The sequence below is a fragment of the Ochrobactrum sp. BTU1 genome (assembly GCA_018798825.1).
GTDB lineage: Bacteria > Pseudomonadota > Alphaproteobacteria > Rhizobiales > Rhizobiaceae > Brucella.
The window spans coordinates 412201-423807 of the sequence record CP076356.1 but is presented as its reverse complement, the minus strand read 5'-3'; the positions used below and the strand labels follow the sequence as shown (position 1 = coordinate 423807).

Here is an 11607-nt window from a genome sequence, read left to right as displayed (position 1 = left end):
TCAACCTTCAAACAGCGCCGACGGTGAGGAGCACGAGCTTAAATAAGCCCAAAGAAGCGAACGACGGACCAGATCGATACGATTATCGCCACTATCGCCATGATTACACTTTTGTTCTGAACTGCGGCTGCCACCGCAAGACAGACAAGCGCAAACAGCGCTAAACCATCCAGAAAAACAGAATAATCATATAGAAACTGCATCTTAACTCCCCCATTGGCAGACACTGTTACGAACTTTTTCTTATCAAAGCTTCGAAAGTCTAATGAAACGCAATCGAATTACAGACTAATCATAGGACGTGCAGCATGGATGTCCACGTAATTTCTACGGCCAACTAAAATAATCTGTGCCTAAAAACTATTTCAAATTGAATTCACAACATCGTTTTGCAGGGTGAGGCAGAAAGCGCTCAGTCGGAGCAATAGAATATTTTATTATTAATTAGGCATTTGACACATAGCTGATCATACTGCTTGCAGCGGCTTTCGGCTTTTCGTAACCTTGCATTGGGTTTAAGAATCGGCGGTTTACCCGTTGTGGGCAGAAGTAGGTAGCGGAGACCTTATCGCGTGTCAGGTCCGTCAGTATCTTTATTTGGGGCATATTTTCCATCATGGATGCTTTGTCTTCTGATTTCAATAATCATCACCCTGTTGCTTCGGATGTTGTTTATTCGTCTGGGAATTGATGACATTTTTCCATTTCGCCTCACAGCCTATACCGCAATCGTCATAGCGATCGCCTGTGGCCTCGCTCTTTTTGTATATGGGCGATGATATGACAGGCAACGCTTACAGCAAAAGAGAATTCAGCATCGTGGGCGTGCTGGTGACTGGTGTTCTTCTGATCGTCGCATTCGTGATGGCATGGCTTTATCTTCGTGCTTCACACGACAATCCACTATCTGACGATGCGGTCATTGGCGCTAATATTGTCAATATTGGCGCGACAGTTCCCGGCAGGATCGTTTCGATAGAAGTTCAGGAAAATCAAGCCGTAAAAAAAGGCGACCTGCTTTTCACAATTGATCCGGAACCGCTTCGACTTTTGGTAGAGCAGACGTCCGCAGATCTCGCAATCGCAGAAGCGGCGCTGGATTCCCAAAGGCGCGCTGTAAAGGCTGAAACGCAGAACGCATTGATCGCAGACCAGCAAATCGCCCGCGCGCGAACCAATCTTGATCTTGCAGAAGCAACGCTTAAACGACTAGAGGCACTAAGTCCCAAAGGTTACGTCACACGCCAGCAGGTGGATGACGCAAAGACACTACGAAACGATGCTCAGATCAGCCTTACTCAGGCTGTCAAACAGGCTGAGGCTGCAAATACGTTAGTTGGCACACTCGACAGTGCACAGGCCCTTGTCCGCGCCAGGCAAGCCGCCCTGGCATTGGCTCAGCACAACCTCGACAACAGCATCGTGCGTGCACCACACGATGGACGCGTGGTTGGCGTGATCAATGGTACGGGGCAGATTATTGCGCCGGGGCAGTCTGTTTTCACGCTCATCGACACGTCAAGCTGGTATGCCTCGGCCACTTTTCCGGAAACGGAGCTTAATGGCATAAAAGTCGGCGATTGTGCTCAGGTTCGTATTCTTGCCAATAGCTCTATTGTTATTAAAGGCATCGTTGAGGGAATTGGCTGGGGTGTATCCTCGGAAGATCTTATCAATATTCCACGAAGTCTGCCCTATGTTCCCAAAAATCTTAACTGGGTCCGGATTGCTCAGCGCTTCCCTGTGCGTGTAAAATTAATCGATCCGCCGGAACAGCTCACGCGTTCGGGAGCATCGGCAGTTGTGACAGTGTTAAATGGCAAGAAGTGCTAGACGAACCCTCTGGGGCGCCGTCCGCGATACTTTAGCGGATTTGGCACCTTTTCCCGGACGCCTAGCAACATCTTGGCGCGTAGCAGCGGTATGCGCGCTTGTGGCCGGCGTCGCCATGATGTTTCACATCCCAGAATCCGCGATCAGCTGTTACCTTGTTATATTTCTGATGAAAGCGGACGGCGCCGAAAATACCGTTGTTGCGACCGCTGCGATCATTGCAATTACACTACTTGTTGCTTTGATGATCCCCGTACTGCAATGGACGGTGGATTCGGCGCTGCTTCGTATTCTGGTTATGATTGTCGTGTCGTTCGTTTTTATTTTCATCGGAGCTGCGAGCAAACTTGGTGAAGGCGGTAGTATCGTCGCGCTCATCATAGCGTTCATTCTCAGTCTGGTGAACGAAGTGCCGATCAATGGTGTGATTTCGTTTGCATTGCGCTATGCGTGGGAAATGGCAATTCTGCCAATGTTCATGATTGCCGGCTTCTGTCTGTTTTTCGGTCGCTGGAGCTTGTCTTTGTTGCGTGAGGAAATGCGGGAACGCCTGCTGGTGGCACGGGATGCTCTGCTTGCGAAAACACCTGTTGCCGCATCGGCGTTGCAAGAAAAGCTGGGGGCCGCCAACGACGATCAATACAAACGCTCAATGCTTGTAAAAATACTTCACCAAACCACAAGCCACAAAGCAGCACAGATTGAGACCGATATACCCGCCTCTTATCAGTTACTTTTTGCAGTATCAGCTCTTCCGTCAAACACGACAGCTGAGAACAAAAAAGAGTATATTCAGCACATCGATAAAATGGTTGAAGCTCTGGATAGGGGTGCGGCCCTTCCGTCGCCTGAGCAAGAGCCTCGACCATCGCAGGACAGATATGAAGCGGGCATTCTCCAGGCTCTCAGAAATATCGCAGGGAGTGAGAAGACTGAATATAAAAAAGGATCTGGCGACAGCTTCATTGCGGCAGATATCTTTTCGAACCCTATTTACCAGCGCTTTGCACTCAAGACGACGTTCGCGGCGATTCTGTGCTATTTGTTTTATGCCGCAATAAACTGGCAGGGCATCCACACTGCTATGGTCACATGCTATGTCGCTGCCATGGGGACTGCCGGCGACACAATTCACAAACTTGCATTGCGCATTACTGGATGCCTGATTGGCGCAACAATCGGCATTGTTTCGCTTATGTTCCTCATGCCACAGCTTGAATCTGTCGGCGGCCTGATGATCCTTGTTTTTGGCGTGGCACTCCTCGCTGCATGGGTGACAGCAGGCAGTGAAAAAGTATCTTACGGCGGCGTTCAGATTGGACTGGCTTTCACTCTCACTGTCCTACAAGGTTTTGGTCCCACGACTGATATGGACACAGCGCGCGACCGTATTGTTGGCATTTTGGTCGGTAACTTTGCAGTCTATATTGTTTCGACACTCATATGGCCTGCCCCGGTCGCAACAGTTATTGGTCAACGACTTTCGGACACTGCCCGCAAAATTGCAGAAATTGCAGCAGCACCGTATCAGCAACGCATGATGATGATTGCAACAGCGGCAGAAGCTGAACGCCTTCTCGATGAAGTGCGATATTGCTTTTATCTTCTGCCTTTCGAACCTCCGGGCTTAAGACCATCTCCTGAACTCGAAAAAACATTGAGTGTTGCAACCGACCAGCTTGCCTCACTCAACAAGGAAGTTTACTTCTCAGATGAGATAATCCCAGATGCTGTGACAAGATTAAGTATTCTGTCATCACAACTCGGGTCTATCTGCAAACAAGGTGAAGGCTTATCTGATGATCGGGCTTCCCCGGTTGCTAGTGTGAAAAGTACGGGGGCAGAAAAGATCGATATGCATCTTACACATCTGGAAGCAATATTGGCGGATGGTAAGGTATGATTAAGCCTGCTCAGCCCTTCGCCGTTATTCTGACTGTCATTCTCACTTTGGTATTGAATGGGTGTGCCACAGACGCACTCAAACTTGCTCCGGAAGCGCCCGACAAGCCGTGGACTGACGGTAAGAAACTTAGTTCACCTAAAAGTGCTTCCCCGGATTCAAAAGATTTCAGTGTTCCGGCCAATCCGGAACTCGCTTTGATTTCAAGCCCGGTATCTGCGGACACCCATTCGGAATATGATCTGGCGCATTTGATCGACCTTGCGCAGCGAAGCAATCCAGCGACGCGAAACGCCTGGGAAAAAGCCCGTCAGGCCGCGCTTTCCGTGGGCATGGTTGAAGCTACAATGCTGCCAATCATTACAGCCAATGTGATTGGGGGAGCACAGAAAACGACAACGCCCGTCGATGTACCCCTGATCGGGGAAAGAGATATCGACACCACGCTGAAAGGTGTAACACCTTCTGTTGCCCTGCAATGGCTGGTTTTTGATTTCGGACAGCGCTCAGCTTTGGCAGATGCTGCGAAGCAGGTTTCTTTCGCGGCAAATGTTACGTTTAACGCTATGCACCAAAAGGTCATTTTTGACGTTACGCGCACCTATTATGAATATTGCGCATCGGTGGCAGGCTATCGCATCTCGGAACAAACCCTCCGCAACAGCAAAGCAGTGCTGGCTGCAGTTCAGGCCAGGCTGAATGAAGGCCGTGCTACTACGGTTGAACTGGCACTTGCCCGCCAACAAGTAGCACAATCGGAACTGCGAATTGTCAGAGCACAAGGCCAGAAGGACAATACTTATCAGGGGCTTCTCGCCGCAATGGGTGTGAACGCGATGCTGAAGATCAAGGTCGACGGCTCGATGAAACAGAAGCTTCCGGCCAGCTTTGACGGCGTGACTCAATCAGTTCTGGAATCTGCTCTGTCCCAGCGCCCTGACGTCATTGCAAGCTATGCAGCATTGCAGGCGACAAAATCTGGCGTCAAGGTTGCACAGGCCGAGTTCATGCCAAAGGTATTCGTGGCAGCTACTCTTGCCTCGTCTTCGAACTCGTTTAATGCCGGGAGCCTGCCGACGATTGGCAATCAATCCTCGGGCGCAGGCATCCTCATCGGCGCGACAGTACCACTTTTTGACGGGGGCCTTCGGGCTGCACAGCTCAAAAATGCGCAATCGGTCCAAAATGCTGCGACAGAAACGTTCCGCAGAGTTCAGCTCGATGCCGTTGCTGAAATTGTCGTCGCATCCAATGCGCTGAGAACCGCCCTCGCTGCCAATAAAGCCGCGGGCGTACTGGTACAGACTTCTGCGACAGCTTTTGATGCAGCGCTCGATTCGTATAAGAATGGCCTGGGTACAATCACCGTAGTAAATGAGACAAACAACGCATTGCTGGATGCGAAACTCGCACAAACCGATGCTCAAGCAGGTGCACGGATCGCCGCAGCCAATCTGGCATTTTTCACAGGTGCATTGACTTCAAGCAAAAGCCTCGCTGGCGTAAGGAATGACTTTTGAGTTTTTCGTTTGGAAATAACAGAAGCAAAACCCCGAAGCGTTTGTTGGTTTCAAACTCTAGCTACAGGGATTAGATGTCGAAATACTGGGTAGCTGCTGGTGTCACGATTTTATTTTCTCTCGCTGCCTTTGCGGCATGGTTCCTGATGCGCCGTAGGCGCGGATGGTCACACAGCATATCTATCCATCTTGTGTTCATTGCGATGATGTTCGGCGCGATCCTGACGATCCGACAAGCCGCCTATATGTTGCTCAAGGATTATCATATCACCGACATTACACCTGATATGATCAAAACTGCCACTAGTTTTGTAATGGCGCTTCTTGCCATGCAACAACTCTTCCAGCTGATCAACCGCCTGACACACAGCCAGATCAATCGGGGCAATGACGTGACTTCGGCACGTATGGTTGCGCGAATTTTGAAGCTGACTATATTTCTGATCATCCTGCTCCTTTTCGGCGAGCATTTTGGTATTGGGCTTTCAGGACTGCTCGCTTTCGGTGGCATCGGCGGCATCGCTATCGGCGTGGCGGGAAAGGATATGCTGAGCAATCTTTTCTCCGGCGTCATGCTTTATTTCGACCGTCCTTTCAGTATCGGTGACTGGATCAGCTCACCCGATCGGAACATTGAAGGCACAGTGGTCGAAATTGGTTGGCGGATAACGAAGATCATGACGTTTGATAAACGCCCGCTTTATGTTCCGAATGCGGTGTTTTCCACGATCAGTGTGGTCAATCCTGGACGTATGACGAACAGACGCATCACAACGACAATTGGTCTGCGCTATGAGGATGCAGATAAAATCTCAGTTGTAGTTGAGAGCATTCGCAATATGCTGAAAGGCAACAAAGATATTGATCAAAAACAGACGTTGTTGGTTTATTTTGACGCCTTTGGTGACTCGTCGCTCAATATAATGGTCTATTGCTTCACAAAAACGACCGTTTGGGCAGAATGGCTGGCTGCACAACAGGAAATCTACCTCAAAATTATCGAAATCGTCCATTCAAATGGTGCCGACTTCGCTTTCTCAAGTGAAACGCTTTACATGCAGCCCTCCTCAAGGGACACGCATCCACAGATCGAAGTGAGCACGACAGATCCGTGAATACCGAGATGAAGGGCATTGGATTGACCGTTTTTGGCAGACTGTCTTTATCAATTTGCTCAGCGGACTGTTATGCTCTCAGCCATCGCATCCACCGCATCGAAGTCAGAACCCACAAAGGGTTTTTGACATATTCGGACAGTTCTATGCTATTCGGTGCCTTATGCTTTTTTGTAGTGCTTTGGTTCTCCGGAAATGTAGCCTGCAGGCAGCAATTTGACATACACTTGCAGAGGCTTTCGTGGCTTGAATGTTTCTGTCCATCAGGGATAAATGACAAACCATTGTGCTCGACATCAAACGAGGGTTTGCTGTTTCTCGATATAGAAAATGGGGTAAAGGGTGGTGGTGAAGACAGAAGAATCCACAAATGGTATTACTGAGAATGCGGGTTCTCTAACGAAGATTTCTGATCCAGTTCTTCTGCTGGGAAATGCCGGAAGCCGTTCCGCTCAGGCAAGGTTCATCGCACTGGCTTGTTTGACAGGCATTCTCACCGGGATCGTGGGATCTTACTTTCATCTTATCATCAATATTCTGATTGCTTGGCCTCATATGGTCAGTGAGTATATCAGTGGTCCTAAGCTGCTGATCAGCGTTGCACTGATTACGATGCTGTGTACGGTATTTGCCGCCTATATCGTCAGACGTATTGCACCAGAAGCGGGCGGCAGTGGCGTTCAAGAGATCGAAGGCGCAATGGAAGGCCTGCGGGTCGTTCATTGGCGGCGAATTCTCCCTGTGAAGTTCAGTATGGGCATCTTATCGATCTCATCGGGTCTGGTACTCGGTCGTGAAGGCCCTACAATCCATATTGGCGCTTCGCTGGGTGCTGCTCTCAATGATTTTTTCAGAAACAGCGTCCCTGAGCGCCGAGGGCTGCTGGCCGCAGGTGCTGCGGCTGGCCTTGCATGCGCTTTCAATGCGCCGCTTGCAGCCGTTCTGTTCGTCATTGAAGAAACGCACCGCCAATTCCCCTACACGTTCCGCACCTATATGGGCGTTATAGCAGCCGCATTACTCTCAACGATCATGGCTCAGATCATCGGCGGCACGGCCCCTGACCTTTCAATGCCCAAAATTGACGTGTCATTGCACCTGCTCCCAGGCTTTTTTGTTCTGGGGTGCCTGCTTGGTTTCATTGGTGTTGGATTGAATAGAAGCATCCTTTGGACAGGTGGTATCGCAGCCCGGTTGCATTCGCGGGTACCCTATCTTTTTCCTGCACTGATTGGTCTGGGCATTGGTGTGCTGTTTATCCTCATGCCTCTCTCAGTCACAGGCGGCGACCTGATCATTCGGCAACTCACCAATGGAAACCCGGGCTTACTGCTGCTTCTGGGACTTGCTTGCTTACGTTTCTTAACGATGGTTGGCAGCTATGCCAGTGGCGTTCCTGGGGGTATCTTTGCTCCCATACTTGCACTTGCAACCTGCATTGGTTTGGCTTTCGGTGGTCTGATTGAAATGCTCGTTCTGAATGCTGAGAATATCCCTCTTGCCTTCGCGATCGCTGCTATGGGTGGCCTTTTTACAGCTTCCGTACGCGCACCTATCGTGGGAGTTGTTTTGACGCTAGAACTCACTTCTTCTTATGGTCTTACAATACCGCTAATTTTGACTTGCTTGGCGGCTAACCTTACTGCACAGTTCATGGGTGGACGACCGCTTTACGAGCAATTACTTGACCGCACGTTGGCCCAGGCGGGTATTAAACCAAAGCCCATAGCTTCGGAGGAGCGAGCTGGTCTGGCTTAGGTGCGAAACAGCGTTGATTGATGATTGAGGTATGATTCAATGAACCCTCCAACGATCCCTGTAATCCTTACGCTCGAAATTTTGTCTAGTTGAGAAGGATGTAATCGAGGGATACTTTTAAAAATTGTAGCCACGATTAGCTCGGAAAACCCAAAGTTGGTCTGTTTTCCTTATGAAGCGCTTTCACTTCGATTTCGAAGTGAACGTTATGCGCTGAAAATGGCTGCTTGCACAGAACCCGCACAAATTAAGAATTTCAGTCACTGTTGATATTTGTCCGTCTGACAGCTTTCGGCACACCTGAGGCTTTTAACAATTAGATGAGCGATCAGTGCTATGTTTTTCTGTGCCTATTTGCTAGATAATGCAATAACAAAATGACAAAAAGGACAATCCGTTGACTTCAACTGACGACAAAAAGCTTGTGCAACGCTTTAAGCAGCTTTCAAAAAACTTGAAGGCCGAGCAGCGGCGGCTTCTGGAAATTGCAGCTGAGAATGACAGCTTGCCCAGCAATAATGCGCTCAGACAAATTGCTGAGCTGGAACTAAACATTGCAGCTGTGGAGAACAACATAGCGGAACTTGGCGTAAAGTGAGCGTGGTCGCTCCCGCAACCGGCACTTGATTGTAGCGAACCGCAATCGATATCAAACGGACCCGCAATCAACGCAGGCTTTTCTTTAGATTGACGAGAATTGAGGCAGCGCCCGGAACGGCCACTGAACCCGGTGAGACCGGCCTGCAATCGTCGTCTCCGGATAAGAGTTCAATGTAATCAGGAAGCGTATCGTCTGATTGAGAACCTCGCAATTTCCGTCGAGGGCGCAATCGTCACTCAATGATTTTACTGAATTTTCAAGCTCAATCCCCATCACCAAACGGGTTGAGAATTTCTCGTATCAGTAGCGGACTGCAGCCATATAGAATAGAAGTGGTGCGTGCAGGTTTGCGATTTTATTGAGATTGATAAGTAAATTTGGGGCAATATATTGGGGTATCATTAGTTAATCTTAAATAGTAATGTGTTTTTATATTAAACTATTATTTTTCATCCACCGCATTAGCGAGGCCTTATAAATATTCAAATCAGATTTTATGACTTGATAATTAAAGAAAAAAGGGCAGTCACTCGGACTTCCACGCTATTTGCCGAGTGACTGCCTCTCGTTCTCTCCAATGAAGGCAAGGTTTTTCAAATAAGAAACGCCCTACCAATAACTGTGACAATCAGCCGACTTGGTCTGTGATACTCACCAATATACCCCCCTTACCAGCCACGATGATTACGATTTAATCGCAAGGCACCGCAGATGTCGGCCAGCCAGTTTTGTTGCCAAGTGACAATACTCACGTTGAATGCCGTCTGACTTGCGAGACTTATTCGACGGTCAAGTGGGCCGAACGGCCATACTCCACGCTGAATGCGTATCCTTCAAATATCATTTCCTAGACTCGGCCGGCCTCCTTAGCCAAGCATCGCTTTACGCTGAAAGCAGTGGGTCACGGGGGTCTTTCATGCATGGGTGCCGCGCGGTTCTAAGTTAACCTTATTTTCCTTCTGCTCCAATATTGCTATGAACCAATCAGTGTGTCCGCCATCCAGCTTCGTTTTATGAGGATTCCCATCACGGCTGCATTTTTCTCGCCTCGTCTAAGCAGATCAAGGGCATAGTCTAATCGCTGCCTGGCTGTCGCATTCTGGGTTTCGGATGCACCAACTAGCACCATCTGCTCAATTCTCTCTGGCCATTGATACGCAAACTCAGTCGCACTAAACCACCCTAGGATATACCGGTCAGATCTATGCTCGTCAGATCTTCTGCCTTCGAGATCTTAGATATCTTAGAGATGCAGGCTGCCAGAAATGCGAAGCCCTCATCTTCTGGAATATCGTCAGCGCTTGTGCGCGGTGTATCGACGAGAATGATGGACTGTCGCTTAAGAGCAAACTTTCGAGATGGAGCAGCGAATAATTGTCCTGAAAACCGCCACCAATTACAAGTTTTGGTTGGTTGCTGGCTTTTTTGTGACCCAACTTTGCAATAGCAAAATCCGCCAGACAGATGTTCGAGCCAGTAGGCGTCATTTTGTGATGACGAGAACAGAGATAATACGCAAGCGATGAGACACTTCTGCATCGAAGTATGTCTCTCCATTTGATCGGTAGATGAAGCCTCTCTGCTAAGCGCGTCTGAACCTCGACGAGGGTCCAGGAGTCTGCATCCATGGCGAAGAAATTGCGATCGATATCCACGTTGTTAATTTTAAGAAGCTCAGCGCAAATCGCCGAGATGTCCTGCACTAGAATGACGTAATCATCCGCAGAAGGGCTTGAGTCTAAGCTAAGCGTTCAATTTTGCGCGTCAAGCCTTGTTACTGGCGTGTTATTGGGGCGCGGGTGCGGCATTCTCTTTGTCGAAACCATTTGTCTATCGGCTTTTCATAGCCGACCTTGGGTAGAGTTTCCAAAGTAGCTCTTCTCGCGGCAGTTTCTTTAAAAACAAGCGCAAGGCGTGGGCGATCGTTTTCTCTCGCACCACAGCTTAAAGAAAATCAATTGACCTAGCGGTCATTAATATCGTCACGTGCTACGCGTGCCGCTCTCAAACGATCCGTCTTTAGTTTAACCGCTGATTTCTCGTCATCGAGGATCTTCCATGCTGGATGGTTCATGCGCAATCTCTGAGAAGTACTCAACGCAGGCTGCGGCTTGAAGAGATTATCTTTAGTTAGTTCTGGCATCATCGCTACTCCTTTGTCTACTCACAGACTCAAACCAAGCTTGATTTGAGCCTATCGAGCACGACTTTTCGAACATCCGCCGCCGCTCCGTCTCAGGACATTTGAGAGCATTGACCATTCGTTTGATCGACGTTGCTGGATTATCGGCGTAATTGGCAACTGCTGTGGCTTTTTAGTCGACGCACCGCTTAGTTCAGCCTGTGCGACAGGTGTATATGCATGACTTGTTGGATTTACCATAGGAACCTTCCTGTAAAATCTTTATCTTCAAGCGGCTATGATGAAGAGTTCGAACACGCATCGTCGCTCGAAAAAGCGTCCGCGCGCCGTCCATGCCCGGATAAACTGACAGGCTAAAGTTCCCGGCCAGCCATCTTTGTCTCATGTTACAGATCAATTGATAGTCCATACGACGCGCCACAGAGGCAGACCGACGAACTGCTGACGGGATACCATCGGCGTCCACGCTGCGGTCATCGAATAGAAAGGCAAGGGTATTGAACCGCTTAGCCGCTTCGTTTTTATGAAAAACCAATATGCTCAAATATAAATTGCGACGCTCTGATGCTTGGCGTGAGTTTATACAATCTATAAGAATGCTATTCGTTCACAGCGCATTAATAAATGCGCGAAAACTATACTCGTACTATATTCTCAGCGTTCTATTAGTCAAGTTTTATCTCGAAAAACAAAACCTTTTATTGATTTTATTTTGAAAGAGAATGACCTGAAAG

At 48.8% G+C, this 11607-nt stretch carries 9 protein-coding genes; 7 read left to right on the top strand and 2 right to left on the bottom strand.

Annotated elements, in window-relative coordinates; translation table 11 throughout:
* Nucleotides 1-38: 38 nt before the first annotated feature.
* The gene (locus KMS41_21125; protein QWK81063.1) at nucleotides 39-203 is read right to left on the bottom strand and encodes a hypothetical protein; all 165 of its coding nucleotides are present in this window, start codon (nucleotides 201-203) and stop codon (nucleotides 39-41) included.
* A 369-nt stretch (nucleotides 204-572) separates the two neighbouring features.
* Here KMS41_21125 and KMS41_21120 point away from each other — a divergent pair, with 369 nt between their 5' ends.
* The 7 genes from KMS41_21120 (at nucleotide 573) to KMS41_21090 (ending at nucleotide 8727) form a co-directional block, all read left to right on the top strand.
* Nucleotides 573-779, top strand: coding sequence for a DUF1656 domain-containing protein (locus tag KMS41_21120; GenBank protein QWK81062.1), 207 nt, complete (start codon nucleotides 573-575; stop codon nucleotides 777-779).
* 1 nt (nucleotide 780) lies between these two features.
* Complete coding sequence (gene mdtN, locus KMS41_21115) at nucleotides 781-1833, top strand: multidrug transporter subunit MdtN (GenBank protein ID QWK81061.1); 1053 nt, start codon at nucleotides 781-783, stop codon at nucleotides 1831-1833.
* Nucleotides 1834-1948: 115 nt separating this feature from the next.
* Nucleotides 1949-3736: an FUSC family protein gene (locus KMS41_21110; protein ID QWK81060.1), complete on the top strand. Its 1788-nt coding sequence runs from the start codon at nucleotides 1949-1951 to the stop codon at nucleotides 3734-3736.
* Nucleotides 3733-5256, top strand: coding sequence for a TolC family protein (locus KMS41_21105; protein ID QWK81059.1), 1524 nt, complete (start codon nucleotides 3733-3735; stop codon nucleotides 5254-5256). The genes KMS41_21110 and KMS41_21105 overlap by 4 nt, the downstream gene beginning before the upstream one ends.
* A 74-nt stretch (nucleotides 5257-5330) precedes the next feature.
* The gene (locus KMS41_21100; protein ID QWK81058.1) at nucleotides 5331-6371 is read left to right on the top strand and encodes a mechanosensitive ion channel family protein; all 1041 of its coding nucleotides are present in this window, start codon (nucleotides 5331-5333) and stop codon (nucleotides 6369-6371) included.
* A gap of 426 nt (nucleotides 6372-6797) precedes the next feature.
* Entirely contained in the window at nucleotides 6798-8129 is a 1332-nt protein-coding gene (gene clcA, locus KMS41_21095; protein ID QWK81144.1) for a H(+)/Cl(-) exchange transporter ClcA, read from the top strand.
* A 397-nt stretch (nucleotides 8130-8526) separates the two neighbouring features.
* A complete protein-coding gene (locus KMS41_21090; GenBank protein ID QWK81201.1) occupies nucleotides 8527-8727 on the top strand; it encodes a hypothetical protein in 201 nt (66 codons plus the stop codon).
* A 1214-nt stretch (nucleotides 8728-9941) separates the two neighbouring features.
* On the opposite strand, the gene KMS41_21085 is transcribed toward KMS41_21090, so the two are convergent.
* Nucleotides 9942-10433 carry an acyl carrier protein gene (locus tag KMS41_21085; GenBank protein ID QWK81057.1) on the bottom strand — a complete coding sequence of 164 codons (492 nt, stop codon included), beginning with the start codon at nucleotides 10431-10433 and terminating at the stop codon, nucleotides 9942-9944.
* Nucleotides 10434-11607 lie beyond the last annotated feature (1174 nt).